At 53.3% G+C, this 16,028-nt stretch carries 13 protein-coding genes and 1 pseudogene; 7 read left to right on the forward strand and 7 right to left on the reverse strand.

The window, feature by feature from the left end; all coding sequences use genetic code 11:
• Nucleotides 1-46: 46 nt before the first annotated feature.
• The gene (locus PGR23_RS20515) at nt 47-1,417 is read right to left on the reverse strand and encodes an NAD-dependent succinate-semialdehyde dehydrogenase (RefSeq protein WP_396279957.1); all 1,371 of its coding nucleotides are present in this window, start codon (nt 1,415-1,417) and stop codon (nt 47-49) included.
• 166 nt (nt 1,418-1,583) lie between these two features.
• Nucleotides 1,584-1,946, reverse strand: a pseudogene (locus tag PGR23_RS20520) (ISNCY family transposase); the annotation flags it as partial.
• Nucleotides 1,947-2,000: 54 nt separating this feature from the next.
• On the opposite strand from PGR23_RS20520, the gene PGR23_RS20525 reads away from it, so the two are divergent.
• From PGR23_RS20525 to PGR23_RS20540, 4 genes are all read left to right on the forward strand, one after another.
• Nucleotides 2,001-3,293 carry a DUF445 domain-containing protein gene (locus PGR23_RS20525; protein ID WP_430915652.1) on the forward strand — a complete coding sequence of 431 codons (1,293 nt, stop codon included), beginning with the start codon at nt 2,001-2,003 and terminating at the stop codon, nt 3,291-3,293.
• Nucleotides 3,294-3,349: 56 nt separating this feature from the next.
• Nucleotides 3,350-4,594 (forward strand): multidrug efflux MFS transporter MdtM, encoded by a 1,245-nt coding sequence (gene mdtM / locus PGR23_RS20530; RefSeq protein ID WP_396279958.1) that lies wholly within the window; start codon nt 3,350-3,352, stop codon nt 4,592-4,594.
• A gap of 24 nt (nt 4,595-4,618) precedes the next feature.
• On the forward strand, nt 4,619-4,858 hold the full coding sequence (locus PGR23_RS20535) for a DUF2164 domain-containing protein (RefSeq protein ID WP_045395479.1): 240 nt from the start codon (nt 4,619-4,621) through the stop codon (nt 4,856-4,858).
• Nucleotides 4,859-4,964: 106 nt separating this feature from the next.
• Nucleotides 4,965-5,780, forward strand: coding sequence for a PoNe immunity protein domain-containing protein (locus tag PGR23_RS20540; RefSeq protein WP_396279959.1), 816 nt, complete (start codon nt 4,965-4,967; stop codon nt 5,778-5,780).
• A 116-nt stretch (nt 5,781-5,896) separates the two neighbouring features.
• On the opposite strand, the gene PGR23_RS20545 is transcribed toward PGR23_RS20540, so the two are convergent.
• From PGR23_RS20545 to PGR23_RS20560, 4 genes are all read right to left on the reverse strand, one after another.
• Nucleotides 5,897-6,961, reverse strand: a complete 1,065-nt coding sequence (locus PGR23_RS20545) for a DUF2955 domain-containing protein (protein ID WP_045395472.1) — start codon at nt 6,959-6,961, stop codon at nt 5,897-5,899.
• Entirely contained in the window at nt 6,951-8,018 is a 1,068-nt protein-coding gene (locus PGR23_RS20550; RefSeq protein WP_316423456.1) for an HlyD family secretion protein, read from the reverse strand. Before PGR23_RS20550 ends, PGR23_RS20545 begins: the two co-directional genes overlap by 11 nt.
• Before the next feature lie 6 nt (nt 8,019-8,024).
• On the reverse strand, nt 8,025-8,489 hold the full coding sequence (locus PGR23_RS20555; protein ID WP_045395468.1) for a MarR family winged helix-turn-helix transcriptional regulator: 465 nt from the start codon (nt 8,487-8,489) through the stop codon (nt 8,025-8,027).
• Nucleotides 8,490-8,637: 148 nt separating this feature from the next.
• Nucleotides 8,638-8,802, reverse strand: a complete 165-nt coding sequence (locus PGR23_RS20560; RefSeq protein WP_064571553.1) for a DUF1127 domain-containing protein — start codon at nt 8,800-8,802, stop codon at nt 8,638-8,640.
• A 177-nt stretch (nt 8,803-8,979) separates the two neighbouring features.
• Here PGR23_RS20560 and PGR23_RS20565 point away from each other — a divergent pair, with 177 nt between their 5' ends.
• Together PGR23_RS20565 and PGR23_RS20570 are read left to right on the forward strand one after the other, a co-directional pair.
• Nucleotides 8,980-10,392, forward strand: coding sequence for a PLP-dependent aminotransferase family protein (locus PGR23_RS20565; protein ID WP_045395466.1), 1,413 nt, complete (start codon nt 8,980-8,982; stop codon nt 10,390-10,392).
• Nucleotides 10,393-10,710: 318 nt separating this feature from the next.
• Nucleotides 10,711-12,561 carry a 3'-5' exonuclease gene (locus PGR23_RS20570; RefSeq protein WP_213797739.1) on the forward strand — a complete coding sequence of 617 codons (1,851 nt, stop codon included), beginning with the start codon at nt 10,711-10,713 and terminating at the stop codon, nt 12,559-12,561.
• An 11-nt stretch (nt 12,562-12,572) separates the two neighbouring features.
• Here PGR23_RS20570 and fosA read toward each other — a convergent pair whose 3' ends face one another.
• Entirely contained in the window at nt 12,573-12,992 is a 420-nt protein-coding gene (gene fosA, locus PGR23_RS20575; RefSeq protein ID WP_047078040.1) for a FosA5 family fosfomycin resistance glutathione transferase, read from the reverse strand.
• A 179-nt stretch (nt 12,993-13,171) separates the two neighbouring features.
• Here fosA and dagR point away from each other — a divergent pair, with 179 nt between their 5' ends.
• Nucleotides 13,172-15,973: a transcriptional regulator DagR gene (gene dagR, locus PGR23_RS20580; protein WP_396279960.1), complete on the forward strand. Its 2,802-nt coding sequence runs from the start codon at nt 13,172-13,174 to the stop codon at nt 15,971-15,973.
• The last annotated feature ends 55 nt before the right edge of the window (nt 15,974-16,028 follow it).

Consider the following 16,028-nt stretch of genomic DNA (forward strand, 5'->3'; position numbering starts at 1 on the left):
AGGTTACCCTCTCCCGATGGGAGAGGGATATTGCGCGCAGGGTGGTTTAGCGGCGAACGACCACCAGCTTCTGATTCACAAACTCTTTGATACCGAGGTCGGAGAGCTCGCGGCCAAAGCCGGAACGCTTCACGCCGCCAAAAGGCAGCTCCGGCGCGGTATCCGTTAACCAGTTGATATAGACCATGCCGGTTTCAATCCCCGAAGCCATGCGCTTCGCCCGCTCAATGTCCTGACTGAACACCGCGCCGCCCAGGCCGTAGTGAGAGTCGTTGGCGAGCGCAATCGCCTCATCATCGTCTTTCACCACGTAAATCTGCGCCACCGGGCCAAAGAACTCCTCGAAGTACGCAGGGTTATCACGGGTAATTCCCGTCAGAATGGTGGGTTCATAGAAGTTGCCTTCGCCCGAAACCGGCTTGCCGCCAAGGTGTAATTTGGCCCCATGCTTCACCGCCTCGTCGACCTGCTTGCTTAAGGTTTCCAGCGCATCTTTCGAGGAAAGTGGGCCAAGCGTAGTGCTTTCATCGAGCGGATCGCCGATCTTCACCTGGCGGAAGGCATCGCTAAACTTGCTCAGGAACGGCTCGGCGATCTTTTCATGCAAAATAAAGCGCTTGGCGGCGGTGCAAACCTGCCCGGCGTTGTTCAGCCGCGCCTGTACGCCAATTTTCACCGCGCGTTCCAGGTCGGCATCGTCGAGCACTACAAACACATCGTTGCCGCCCAGCTCCAGCGTCGCTTTCTTGATATGTTTCGCCGCCTGCGCCGCTACGATGCCGCCCGCTTTTTCCGAACCGGTCAGCGCCACGCCCTGCACCCGATCGTCGGCGATGATTTTCGCCACCTGATCCTGGGAGATAAACAGATTGGTCCACGCCCCTTCCGGCGCGCCAGCCTCGCGCACCAGATGCGCGAAGGTCTCGGCGCAATGCGGAACGATGCTGGCATGTTTGGCAATCACCGGGTTACCGGCCGCCAGATTTGGCGCCAGCACGCGCATTAACTGGTAATAGGGGAAGTTCCACGGCTCCACCGCCATTAAGACGCCGATGGGATGATGCTCAACCCAGGCTTCGCCAGACTCGGAGGGATACTTCACCGGCGCCAGGAACCGTTCGGCGTTGTCGGCATAATAGCGGGCGATCTGCGCGCAGAGTTTGACCTCGCCGCGGCTCTGTTTAATGAGCTTCCCCATCTCCTGGCTGGCGATTTTCGCCAGCTCCTCCGCCCGGCTGTCGATAAGATCGGCAAGCTTATGCAACACCGGCAGACGCTGCGCAATATCGCCTTTCGCCCATGCAGAATGATAAAGCGCATTGGCCTGTTTTAGCGCCGCCTCCACGTCCGCATCGCTGTGTGCGGGATAGCTCTTAATTAGCTGGTTATTCGCAGGATTCACTGTCTGATAAGCCATATCGCATGTCTCCTTGTTATCGCTATTAACGCAGTCAAAAATGCCGCTAAGGATATTAAGGGTAGTCGAGATAGCTGACGATGCGGGTAAAGTTAGGTATATCCGGAATATTCCATGAGGGTGGATAGCAGGGACGTCCCTGGAGCGCCCCGGCATAACGGCATCATTAATGTGATAACGTGGCTATTTCTTCGGCGTCCAGACCGGTGATCTTCAGTACGGTTTCAGGTGCAATACCGTCGGCAAGCATCATCCTCGCAATTCGCTGCGCTTCGGCGTGCTGCCCTTCTTGTCTACCTTCTTGTCTACCTTCTTGCCATCCTTCAAGCCGCCCTTCACGTTTGCCTTTTCTGCGGCCAACTTCCTGTAATCTTTCGGCGATGGTCATCAATCTCTCCCTATGCTGAGGAACCCGATGCGCGACTTCGCGAATAAACCGGCCGAAGCGGCGCACGTTGCCAGTTTGCAGCAAATAATTAAATAGCGTTTTTAGCTGCCTGTCATTAGCGTAACCGCTAAGTAAAATTGACCCGCGCGTATAGTAAGTTGTGCCAATTTTTGCATGACCTCGCCGTCAGGTTATATGCTTAAACCTATGGAAAAACTCGCTGAATTAAAACGCGCCAAACTGCTGGCGCTGTCGCTGCTGCTCATTGCGGCGGCGCTGTTTATCACTACGCTGCTGCTACCGCCGACGCCGTGGGTCAGCGCGCTGAAGGCTATTTCCGAAGCGGCGATGGTCGGGGCGCTGGCCGACTGGTTTGCGGTGGTGGCCCTGTTTCGCCGCATTCCGCTGCCGTTTGTCGCCCGCCATACGGCGATCATCCCGCGTAATAAAGACCGGATCGCCGATAATCTTGGCCATTTCGTGCAGGAGAAGTTTCTTGATACCCCATCTCTGGTGGCGCTGATCCACCGCTATGAACCGGCCCTGATGCTCGGCAACTGGTTCAGCCAGCCCGAAAACGCCCGCCGTGTGGGTCAACATCTGCTACAGGTGATGAGCGGTTTTCTCGAGCTCACCGATGACACCCGTATTCAGCGTCTGCTGCGGCGCGCGGTGCACAAGGCTATCGATAAGGTCGACCTGACGCAGACCAGCGCCATGATGCTGGAGGGGCTAACCCGCGATAACCGTCATCAAAAGCTGTTGGATTCACTAATAAGCCAGCTAATCGCCCTGCTACAGCGCGACAGCTCCCGCGCCTTTATCGCCCGCGGTATCGTGCACTGGCTGGAGACCGAACATCCGCTGAAGGCCAAACTGTTACCCACCGAGTGGCTTGGCGAGCACAGCGCCGAAATGGTGACTGACGCGGTGAATACGCTGCTCGATGAGGTCACTCAGGACCGCACGCACCAGATTCGTCAGGCCTTCGACCGCGCGGCGCAGAAGCTAATCGACAATCTGAAATCCGATCCGCAAATGGCGCAAAAAGCCGATAACATCAAAGCGTATCTGAAAAACGATGAGACCTTTAATCGCTATCTCGGCGAGGTGTGGGCGGATCTGCGCGGCTGGGTGAAAAACGATATCAGCAGTGACGATTCGCGCATCAAGCAGCGGATCGCCGAGGCCGGTCAGTGGTTCGGCGAAACGCTGGTGCGCGACGACGCGCTGCGTGAATCGCTGAATGAGCATCTGGAGCAGGCGGCGCATCGGGTGGCGCCGGAATTCTCCGCTTTCCTCACTCGCCATATCAGCGATACGGTCAAAAGCTGGGACGCGCGCGATATGTCGCGACAGATCGAGCTCAACATCGGCAAGGATCTGCAGTTTATTCGCATCAACGGCACGCTGGTCGGCGGCACTATCGGCCTCGGCCTGTGGCTGTTATCGCAAATTCCGGCGCTGCTGCATCTGCATATCGGCTGACAATGGTAGCATCATAACCATTCGAACGATGAATACCCGACGGCAAGGAGAAGGTTATGTCATGGATTTCGCGATTGAGCGCCCGCTACAGCGCATCGCTGTTCTTTCCGATGGCGCTGATCCTGTATGACTTTTCCGCCTACCTGACCACCGATCTCATCCAGCCGGGGATACTGCACGTAGTACGGGATTTTAACGCCGATGTGGCGCTGGCTCCGGCCTCGGTGAGCCTGTATATGGCCGGTGGGATGGCGCTACAGTGGCTGCTGGGACCGCTTTCCGATCGTATTGGCCGCCGACCGGTACTGCTGAGCGGCGCGCTGATTTTTGCCCTCGCCTGCTTCGCCACCCTGTGGACGACCTCAATGACCCAGTTCCTGATTGCCCGCTTTGTGCAGGGCACCAGCATCTGTTTTATCGCCACCGTCGGCTACGTCACCGTGCAGGAGGCCTTTGACGAAAAGCGGTCAATCAAGCTGATGGCGGTGATTACCTCCATCGTGCTGGTGGCGCCGATCGTCGGCCCGCTTTCCGGTGCGGCGTTGATGCATTTTATCCACTGGAAAGCGCTGTTTGGCATTATCGCCGCGATGGGGCTGGTGGCCTGGCTGGGTTTACTGTTTAACATGCCGGAGACGGTGCGTCGCGGCGACGTGCCGTTTAGCCCGCTCGGCGTGATGTGCGATTTTCGCGACGTCTTCCGCAACCGCATCTTTTTACTCGGCGCCGCCACGCTGGCGCTGAGCTATATTCCGCTGATGAGTTGGGTGGCAGTATCGCCGGTGATTTTAATGGACGCCGGCGGGCTCACCACCAGCGAGTTTGCCTGGAGCCAGGTGCCGGTCTTCAGCGCGGTGATTATCGCTAACCTGTCGGTGGCGCGCTGGGTGAAAGACCCGACTCGCCCACGCTTTGTGTTAAGCGCCGTTCCCATCCAGATGGTTGGCCTGGCGATCCTGATTATCGGTAATCTGACGTGGCCGCACGTCTGGCTGTGGTCGGTGCTCGGCACCTGTTTCTACGCCTTCGGCATCGGGCTGATTTTCCCGACGCTGTTCCGTTTTACCCTGTTTTCCAACAACTTGCCGAAAGGCACCGTTTCCGCCTCGCTGAATATCGTGATCCTTAGCGTCAGCGCATTGTCGATTGAAGGCGCGCGCTGGTTATGGTTCCATGGCGGCAGATTGCCGTTCCACCTGCTGGCGGTAGCCGCCGGGATCGTCGCCGCCTGCTGTCTGGCGGGGTTACTCCGTAATTTGCGCCAGCGTTCAGAGGCGGTCATCGAAGCCCGACAATCCTGACTAACTCACCGAGATTAACCACGCATGAGCGATATTGAACTCAGCCCGGCGCAGCGCGATCTGCTACGCGAGCGGCTAAGCAAGTACTGCGAAGAGACCTTTAACCTGGAGCTGGAACAGTTCGACGCCGAGTTTTTTGTCGACTTTATCGCCACAGAGCTGGGGCCTTTGTTCTACAACGCCGGTATTGAGGAAGCCATCCGCACCCATCTGGCATGGAGCGAGCGCATTCAGGAAGAGATGGATTTGAAGAAGGTCTATTAACGCCGTCAGGATGGATATAATATCAATGTAAGCATTATCATCATTGCTTCGATATGCTGCATATTGCTTACACAAATAAAATCCATCCTACAACATAGAGGGACCTATGTCTGAATTTGAGCAACAGCGCCGACAGAATCTATTGCACGAAGATTTCTATATTTATAAAAAGGAAGGGTATAATTGGCTGCTAGCTGAATCAAAGAAGATGATAGATGAATTAGAAAATCCGAATACTGAACTACATGCGCATCTCTATTATTCGCTAGCTATTCTTGATTATACAGCTGGAGAACCAATAATCAGTATATTGAATGGTATGAATCAGGCTATTGAGTACACAAAATCAGCCATCAATTTTATCGAAAAGCATAAAAAAAGCAACCCCAGAAAAATGATTGACCTGACAATCTTTTGTAGATTTATGGAAACTGAGTTCTTACCTAACTTCATTGGATTCAGTATATTAAGCGATAGAAGAGACTGGTTTGATATTATTGTTACCGCCGCTGACCTTAGTTTGTATGACGATACTGAAAAATCTATTGATAGCCTGATTGCGTTATACCGCCCGGGTTATCCAATCACGACGGCAACCACACCCAGAACGCTTAGCTTCAGAACCCCATTATTTAAAGCCATTCATGCCAAAACCGAGAAAGCCACATTAAAAAATCTTAATGATTATCTGCATGGATGGTATGACGGGCTACGTAAAGCAGGAAATACCTATTTTGGCTCTCATATCAGGCAGCACGGTGATTCTCGCGACTGTTGCTCTTTTCACGGCTATTGGTGCTTTGAAGCTGCTGCCGTTGCTTATTTAAAGGGAATTGATGACACCACGTTGCATCACTACATTTATTATCCTAAAGATATGGTTAATTATGCCCGCAGTTTGCGCGTGAATACTCACGTATAATCAAGGTATCACCGGCTTTTCAAAGCAGTATCAACCGGGCAACACTTCAACAGAAAGAAAGTCTATTAACCTTGTCGGGAAGCGTGGCGCTGCATCGCCCGCTTCCCGCAGGAGGATTAATCGGTAACCACAAAACGCGTCGGCGCAAAACAGTTCAGTACCCGATGGACCAGAAACACCATGGTCAGCGTCGCCACCAGCGAGACCGTGACCGAAGTAATACGGTACAGGTCGCTGAACACCAGATCCTGATTCGGATGCAGGTTCTGGCCAAACATAATACCGATAGTAGTAATGCTGGCGAAACCCACGCCCGCGCCCACTTTTTCCATCACGTGCAGGCGGGCGCTAAAGGCCAGACCAAGACCAATCAGCGGCATCATCAGGATCATGTGGTTGCTGAAATCATAGATAATCAGCTGCACCACCAGAATGTACAGACAAGCCAGCACGACCCCCGCCACACGCCATATCGAGCTTATCACCGCGCCGCGATAGTGCATCGGAAACAGGATCAGCACCCCGGCCATCAGCGCCGATAGCGAATCGCTCAGATCGCAGATCTGAAAGATCACAAAGATAATGGTCGCGACCGTGCCGGAAAGCAGCGATTCATGGCGGATCCGCGCGGCGTCTTTCTCTATGCGCGGCGGCGGCTTACGCGGTTCGACATCCGGGATCAGGTAATGGAGCAATGCGCTCAGCGCCACCGCCATCACGCAGGCCTCCATATTGGAGAACATCAGCGTGTGCCAGTTGCTGGAGGGATAGCTCATAAAATTGAGCATCGTGCTCTGGCACACCACGCCCATCGACCCCAGCAAGAACAGCGGCCCCTGGCTCATAAAGCGAAAGCGCATCACATACAGACCAAAGACAACTAACGTCATTATCACCGGCCACTGCGACAGATAGCCGACGATGAGCACCATTTCGACGCAATTGACCGCCGCGCTGAACACAAACTGTCGGGCGACGTGACGGTTAAACACCGGCACCAGCGACATCAGCATCAGCGGATAAACGACGAAAAACACGCCGTACTGCACGTCGTAGAAAGTCGAAATACTCAGCGCGATGGTCCCGGCGACGGCAATGCGTACCGTCTGACGAAAATCATTGGCCGTGTAGACGATATTGCCATGCGGGGTAAAGACGTGCGCCAGGGTGTTAATAGACATAGTGCAACCAGCTCACCAGGTGGATCTGCAGGCCGGCAAAGGTGCGGGCGAAGGGGCCGTCGCTATTGTACAACTGCACCGTAGCGCGGGCGCCGGTCGGCAGCGGCTTATCCAGCGGTTGATCCAGTGCGACGTGGATCCGCATGCGCTGCGCATCACGCACCCAGCGGGTGGACTGCTCAGGCTGCGACAGTTGGCCATTCACCGCTTCCTGACCGGCAAGAATACCGGCGTCGCTGCTGGTCACGTGCGCCGGGAAGACTTTACCCGGCAGGGCATCGAACACTACCGCCGCATCGGTATTCACCGCCGTGTGGCGCAGGCTTTTTTCGCGGAAGTCGGCGACGATATCGGTGTTGTTGTTAACCAGCGCCAGCACGGCGGTGGCGGCGGTGGCGTAAATTCCCGGGTTAAGCTGCAGGTTGCTGACCATACCGTCGGTCTCGGCGCGAACCTGGGTCCAGCCGAGATTGAGCTGCGCCTCTTCCAGCGCGTTGCGGTATTTCTGCAGCGTTACGTTGCGCTTATCGTCGCGCTCGCCGCGCTGGATCAACAGGTTCTGAATTTGCGCATTCAGGGCGCTGACCGATTGTTCGCTGGTCTGCCATGTCGTGCGCACCTTATCGAGATCCGATTGCGACACATTTTGCATGGTGCTCAGGCGCTGGTAACGGTCGAGGGTGACTTTGTCATTACGCGCGGTATATTGCGCGGTGCGCAGGTTGGCGCGAGCGGCGGCGATTTGCGCATCCAGCTGCTGGTTGCTCAGTTTGGCCTGTTCAAGGGCGATTTGCGCCGCTTCAACTTTATTAATGAATGGCGTGGGATCGAGCTCATACAGCAGGTCGCCCTTTTTCACCTGGCTATTGTTATGCACGTAGACGTGCGAGACGTAGCCGGAGACCCGCGACGAGACCGGAGTCACCACGCGCATCACGGTGGAGTCCGGGGTCAACGGGATCCAGATATCGGCAACGATAAACCAGGCGAATATCGCCAGGAAAGCGGCAATACTTACCCTTACCCAGCGGGCAAATTTTTGTTCTGGCGTCATCATAGTGTTTTAGATCTTGTTATCTTCTTCGCGGATAATCCGCAAGTTGCAGGCGATTTGATTTAACGTGGCGCTGAAGGTGTCGAGGTCCGCATCGGGGATGGTTTCCGTCACGCGCCGTTGATAGGTTTCAATCACGCGGTTCAGCTTTTCCAGGACTGTACGGCCTTCTACCGTCAGCGTAAGCAGACGAATGCGCTTGTCGTATGGCGATGTTGAGCGCAGTAGATACCCCTGCTTTTCCAGCTGCGTGAGAGTGCGCATCAGCGGCGGCAGCTCAATACCCTGCACTTCCGCCAGTTCGCTTACCGAGACGTTGCACCCCAGCTGATGCAGCTGCATCAGCACCGTCCAGCTTGACTGGGTCAGGCCGGTATCGGTAATGGCGCTGTCGATAATCGCGCGCCACTGGCGCACCACCATCGCCATGCGCATCCCCATCGGGCGGCGGGCAAACAGTTCGTCTTCGGTCATGTTACTTTCCTCACTTAGCTGTGGGGAAAATAATACTTATCATGGTAAGTATCAAGAAACGATGGGAGTAGAAGCATCAATTGATAAATTTTGTGAATGTAATTCCCCGGTAGCGCTGACGCTTACCGGGGCTACAAAAAAGCACTTTTTAATTGATCTGATCCCGGCGCAACCCGACATCTTTCAGCTGTTCGTCGCTCATTCGCTGCAATACTTTGCGCGTTTGCCCACGAAGCCACCATTTTCTAATTGCTCGCGCCAGAAATACCCAGCCGATAAACGGCTGTTTTGCCCGATTCTCGTGAAATTCCATCCTCTACCTCCTCGCCTTGCCAGAGGCTTTATCTTCACGGATCCGGGCCTGAACAATACAGATTCACAAAACACTTTTCTTTAACATACAGATTGGCTAAAACGTACACCATGCCCCATTTTTGACCGCCATCTGTACTGGTTTATCTATCTGTATGGCAATTACTAAGGATACAGCATGACCCGTTATCAACATCTGGCCAGTCTGCTGGCAGAACGTATCGAACAAGGGCTGTATCGCCAGGGCGAAAAGTTGCCGTCGGTGCGCAGCCTGAGCCAGGAGCATGGCGTCAGCATCAGTACCGTTCAGCAGGCCTACCAGACGCTGGAACAGCAACAGCTGATCGTGCCGCAGCCGCGCTCCGGCTATTTCGTCGCCCCGCGTAAAGCTCAGGCGCCGGTACCGACGATGTCGCGCCCGGTGCAGCGCCCGGTGGAGATCACCCAGTGGGACCAGGTGTTGACCATGCTCGATGCGCGCAATGATAAATCGATCATTACCTTCGGCGGCGGTTCGCCGGACGTCACCCAGCCGAGCCTTAAGCCTATCTGGCGCGAACTGAGCCGGGCAATTCAGCATAACCTCAGCGAAGTGCTCAACTACGACGAGCTGGCCGGGCGTCGCGAACTGCGCGAACAGATCGCCCGCCTGATGCTCGACGGCGGATCGGTCGTCACCGCCGACGATCTGCTGATCACCAGCGGCTGCCACAGCGCATTATCGCTGGCGTTGCTGTCGGTGTGCCACCCCGGCGATATCGTCGCTGTCGAATCCCCCTGCTACTACGGCACCATGCAGATACTTCGCGGCCTGGGGCTGAAAGCCATTGAGATCCCAACCGATCCGGAATCCGGGATCAGCATCGAGGCCTTAGAGCTGGCGTTGGATCAGTGGCCAATCAAAGGGGTGATCCTGGTGCCTAACTGCAACAATCCGCTGGGATACATCATGCCTGACGCGCGCAAACGCGCGGTGCTGTCCCTTGCCCAGCGCCACGATATCGTGATTTTCGAAGATGATATTTACGGCGAGCTGGCGACGGAATACCCGCGCCCGCGTACGATTCATTCATGGGATATCGACGGTCGGGTGATACTTTGCAGCTCGTTTACCAAGACCATCGCCCCCGGCCTGCGCATCGGCTGGATTGCCCCCGGGCGCTACTACGATCGTCTGCTGCAGATGAAGTACGCCGCCAGCGGCACTAACGTCCCTTCAACCCAACTGGCGGCCTGTAACTTTATTCGCGAAGGCCATTACCACCGCCACGTGCGGCGGATGCGGCAGATCTATCAGCGTAATATGGAGATCTACACCTGCTGGCTGCGGGAGTTTTTCCCCTGCGGCATCTGCGTCACCCGGCCAAAAGGCGGCTTTATGCTGTGGGTCGAGCTACCAGAGCAGGTGGATATGGTCTGCGTCGCCAAGCAGCTGTGTCGGCTGAAGATCCAGGTCGCGCCGGGCTCGCTGTTTTCGGCATCGGGGAAATATCGTAACTGCTTAAGGATCAACTGCGCCCTGCCGCCGATCGAGAAGCATAAAGAGGTGATGGTCAAGCTGGGGGAAGCGGTGAAGGTGGCGATGGAGTGAGGCTTTGTCTGTTATCCCCGGTAGCGCTGACGCTTACCGGGGCTACAGGGCCGGTAGCCCGGAAAAGGCGCGGCAAGCGCCGCCTCCGGGAAGAGAAACATATTACCCCATACATTCAAATAACAAATACAAACAACCAAGAAATTCACTGATATTATATTTTATTTATTGTTTTATGACATTTTTTGTGGTGCAAAAATGCAAACACACATATATATTACTCCATAAATACATGGTGACACTTTAAATAAAGTCGTTAAAGACATGACTATTTGCTTATAAAACACAAGCATAGTTATAAAATTAGCTGAGAATACAATGGCAACAATCATTCCAACCATCGGTAGCTGCGGTAACAAAATTACTGCCGGAGAAAAACGCCTTGCACGAATTTTAGAAAGTAATCTGAGTGGCAATTGTACTTGCTGGTATGACATTCCAACAGGCGAAAAACAAACGCATCCAGATTTCATTATCATGGATCCTCAGAGAGGCCTACTTTTCATTGAAGTTAAGGACTGGTATGTTTCAAAAATAAAATCGGCTAATAAAACACAGGTTATATATGAAACGTCTAATGGCGACATCCCTTTAACCAACCCAATAGAACAAGTTAGACAATATTCTTATGGCGCAATTAACTATCTCAAGCGTGACCCACAGCTTATTCAAAACGACGATAGATATAAGGGACAATTTTGTGCGCCCTATGGGCATGGTGTCTATTTCAGTAATATCACACGAAAACAGTTAGATAAATATTTTTTAGATAGTGATATTTTTCCTTCTGATATCGTGATTTGCAAAGATGAAATTACAGAATTTATGTCATCAGAAGAAATATCATTACGTTTATTCTCTCTCATCAAACATTCATTCCCAAAAGGGATTAGCAAACACCAAATAGATCGTATACGTTGGCATTTATATCCTGAGATCCGCATCACTCATGCTCTCGATAAGATAGAGAATACCCCCGCCAAAACTTACGTTTTAAAAACACCGAACATTCTAAAAATAATGGATACGCAACAGGAATTACTAGCCAGAAGTCTCGGTGAGGGACATCGAGTAATTCACGGCGTAGCCGGTTCAGGAAAAACCTTAATCCTTCTTTATCGTTGTTTACATCTGGCGAAAGATAACGAGTTAAATAAGCCTATTCTTGTCGTTTGTTATAATATAATGTTAGCCCAGAAATTAAAATCCATAATAAATAATCACCGACTTAACGTTCCAATAGAAATTACAAACTTTCATGCCTGGTGTTATAAGCAAGCTAAAATTAAAAACATTCTTCCTAACTCAAAGTATAATTTTGTAGAAAACCTTGAGCAGGCTGTTATTACTGGCTTTCAAAATAGAACAATCGAAGCAGAACAATACAGCGCGGTATTGATTGATGAAGGGCATGATTTTAAACAAGATTGGTTAAAAATACTTTCAGGAATGGTTGACAGCAAGACCAACTATTTATTATTTCTATATGACGATGCACAATCTATTTATCAGAAAAAGAGCTCTCTTGACTTTACTCTCTCCAGCGTAGATATCAAAGCCCAGGGTCGCACAACCATTCTTGATATTAACTATAGAAATACACAACAGATACTTCATTTTGCTACCAGTATTACATTTGACTATTTGAATGCTCATATTGATGATAAATTTAAATATCACAAACCCGATGCTGGTGGGTTGACTGGTAAGTATCCAATCATGTTTTCATTCGATACCCATCAACAAGAAATTATTCATACAATAAAATGGTTAAATCAACAGCATCAAAAAGGTGTTAGCTGGAACGATATGGCTATTTTGTGCCCTTCAACTGCTCATCTTTCTAATGAATTAGTAAATGAATTAATACAATCACAAATTCCGTATTATTTTATATCAAATCAGGATGATAAAAAAAATTACTCACCACAACGTAATTTTGTTTCTATTATTCCCCTGCCTAGTAGTAAAGGCCTGGAGTTCCATTCAGTCGCAGTGATTGATAGCTCGAACATCATGGGTAATGAGGATGATCTCAGCGACGAGCTCAAACGACTCTATGTTGGCTTCACTCGTGCGACTAATAATTTACTCGTAACACTGTATCAAAAAAATATACTCAGCCGTCATTTAATCTCGACCTATAACCGATTATCCGAGGATGTATAGCAGTAACGACATCACTCGTCAAAAAACACCATCCCCTTATACGGCTGCTCGCGACAGGCGGCCAGGCGCTGGGCGAGGCTGCCGACGTGCAATTCCAGCTTATGGCCGTCGGGGTCGAGGAAATAGTGCGATTCGCCTTCGCTACGGTTTAGCTTCCATACCGCTACGCCAGCGACCTCAAGACGGGCGGCAAAGCTGGCAAAATCCGCCTCGCTGATGCTAAAGGCATAATGGGTGTAGTCGCTCTCCTCCGGCGGAGTGACGCGCCGCTGCGGATCCAGCGACAGGCACAGCCACAGATCGCCGCAGGAAAGATACGCGCCGCTATCCCAGCGCGCGTGCAGCGTCATGCCAAGTAGCTGATGATAAAACGCCACGCTCGGCGCCAGCTGGCTGACCGCCAGGGTCAGGTGATTTAATCCGCTCAACATATCTGTTCCTCCGGTGAGATGCGCTAACCATATCCAATCCCACCCTAAACCACCATTGTGGCAGTGAAAGGACACTCTGTAGATATCGTTATGGCCGCCAACTTCGCCCCCGGTCTCTTTCTGACGCCGCGTAATAGTGTATGTTCTCAACTATCGACATTGAACAACCCGGTAACGAGATGAGACGTATTGAGATAGTACTGCGGGAGCTGGAGAGGCTGAGCCAGGCCGTCACGCTGGACGATTTAGCCAGGGGCTCAAACGCCTTCACTGCAGAGCAAATCGGCTTTAACCTCGGGCTGGCGCGCAACTCGGTGAGTAAAGATCTCAATCAGCTGTGGAGTGACGGGCTGGTGATTAAAACGCGCGGCCGCCCGGTGTTCTTTTTACATCGCCGGACGACGGAAACGCTGCTCGACCGTACGCTGACGGAAAGCGAACGCGAGCCGGCGACTCTCGCCGATCTCCTGCCGCAGCCGCAAGATAACAATGAGGCTGTCGACCCGTTCGCCATGCTGATCGGCCACGATCGCAGCCTGCACGATGCCGTGGAAAAAGGGAAAGCCGCGGTATTGTATCCCCACGGGCTGCACGTCCTGCTGACCGGCCCTTCCGGGGTCGGCAAAACCTTTTTTGCCGAACTGATGCACCGCTACGCCTGCGAGCATGGCGGCGAAAAACGGCCGCCGCTGGTCTACTTCAACTGCGCGGAATACGCCAACAACCCGGAGCTGCTGTCATCGCATCTCTTTGGCCACCGTCAGGGCGCCTTTACCGGGGCGACGGAAAACAAAAGCGGGCTAATCGAACAGGCCGACGGCGGCTATCTGCTGCTGGATGAAGTACATCGCCTGCCCTATGAAGGGCAGGAAAAGCTCTTTTCGCTGCTGGATAAAGGCGAATATCGCCCGCTCGGCGCCAGTGGTCCGGCGCGCAATATCGCCGTACGTCTGATCTGCGCCACCACCGAGCCCGTCAGCTCATCGCTATTACGTACCTTTCAGCGGCGTATCCAGGTCGCCATCGATCTACCCGGCATCCGCCAGCGTACGGTAGAAGAGCAAATCGAACTGATCATCGGCTTTTTACAGCGTGAAAGTCGCAAGATCGAACGCACGGTAAGCGTAGATAAACCTTTGCTGCTGTGGCTGCTGAACAAGCCGCTGGAAGGCAACATCGGTCAGCTCAAAAGCGATATCCAGTTTTTATGCGCCCAGGCATGGGCGTCGGGAATGGCGGCCAATAACGAAGTTTTGCTGCTGGACAGCAAACTGGCGGACGGCCTGATCAATGCCACGCCGGAGCAACGACAGCTGGTCGATGCGCTGTTTAACGGCCGTCCCCTGCTGAACATCGATGCCCGAACTCTTCCGCAGCTGAAAAGTTCGGCGGCCGATGACAGCGTCGAGGAGAGCGATCTGTTCTACAGCTTCCTGACCCGCGAATACGTTAACCTGCGCAATAGCAACGTGCCGCCCGCCGAGACGCTGGCGATTCTTAAAAATAAGCTCAGCTCGATTTTTGAATATGGCCTCTACAGCCGCGATAACGCCAGCCACGCGCCACGCTATGGCGATCGGATTGAGGAGCGCGTGACCCTGCTTATCGGCTACGTTGAGCAGGTACTCGGCTTCGCCCTGCCGGAAAACCTGGTCAACCCGCTGCGTAAACACTTTCTCGCTCTCATCAGCTACGTACAACGCGGCCTGATCCCGCAGTTATACTCTTCGAGCCTGATCCTCGATCGCTGCAAAGATGAATACGATAACGCCACTCTGTTGTGCAAGAAGATCAACGATCTGCTGCATATCCAGTGTCCGGCCACCGAGGTGGTCTGGCTGTGCCTGTTCCTCAAAGAGTGCCGCCATTACCGCCAGCGCATCAGCGCCAGCCCGGACTGCGGGGCGATCCTCATTGCCCATGGCGCCACCACGGCCACCAGCATGGCGCAATACGTCAATCGGGTGCTGGAGCGCGAATTGTTCAACGCTATCGACATGCCGTTCGAACAATCGGTGCACGATACGCTGGAAAAGCTGATCCAGTTGATCCACAGCAAAGGCTGGCAGCGGCTGATCCTGATGGTCGACATCGGATCGCTGGTCCATTTCGGCAGCACCATCAGCAAACTGTTCCAGATCGATGTCCTGCTGATGCCGAATATCACCCTGACCAGCCTACTGGAGATCGGTCTCGATCTCAGCTACGAAACCGGCGACCTGCCGCGGTTGGTCAATCTGATGCAGGAAAAAGGCATCGCTAGCCAGCTGTGCACGCCGCAGCAGGAGAACGCCGGCAAGGTGCTGGTTATCTCCTGCATTACCGGCATGGGCACGGCGGAAAAAATCAAAAAGGTGCTGGAGGAGAGCTTTGGCGAGCTGATGTCGCAGGATACCCGGATGGTGATCCTCGATTACAACGAAGTTCGCAGCCCGGAGCGCCTACAGCAGGCAATCAGGGCGCATGAACGGCTGGCGGGTATTGTCGGGACATTCCAGCCGGGGCTGCCCGATATCCCGTTTATCTCGCTGGAGGAGCTGTTTTCCGAGCAGGGGCCGGAGCTGGTGCTCAGCCTGCTGACCCCCGATCTGTCCAGCAGCGAGCGCCGTCTGGAGATGGAGCGCAGCGCTTCACGGTTTATCAGCGCCCTGACTATGGAAAGCATTATCAACCATATTTCGGTGCTCAATCCGCAGCGCATATTAAAAGAAATGGAAGGGATCCTGAATCAGCTCAGGAACACGCTGGCCATCGCGCCTAACCGCCAGGTGACACTACGCTTTCTGATCCACTGCTGCTGTATGGTCGAGCGTATCGTGATCAACCGTAAACCGTTACAGATGGCGCTGGAAACGCGGCCGGATATGGACGCTCAGGCGTTTAGTGTCATCAAATCGGCTTTCCATCCGGTTGAGGAGGCCTACGCCATCCGTTTATCCGATGCCGAGTACATTTATATCTACGAATTATTATTTAGTTAACGCCTGTTCTGGCGCGGCTTTGCGGCCCGCCAGCCTTGTCCTCTTCGGTAGATGA

Source organism: Klebsiella sp. 141162, from assembly GCF_050600755.1.
Taxonomy (GTDB): domain Bacteria; phylum Pseudomonadota; class Gammaproteobacteria; order Enterobacterales; family Enterobacteriaceae; genus Klebsiella; species Klebsiella aerogenes.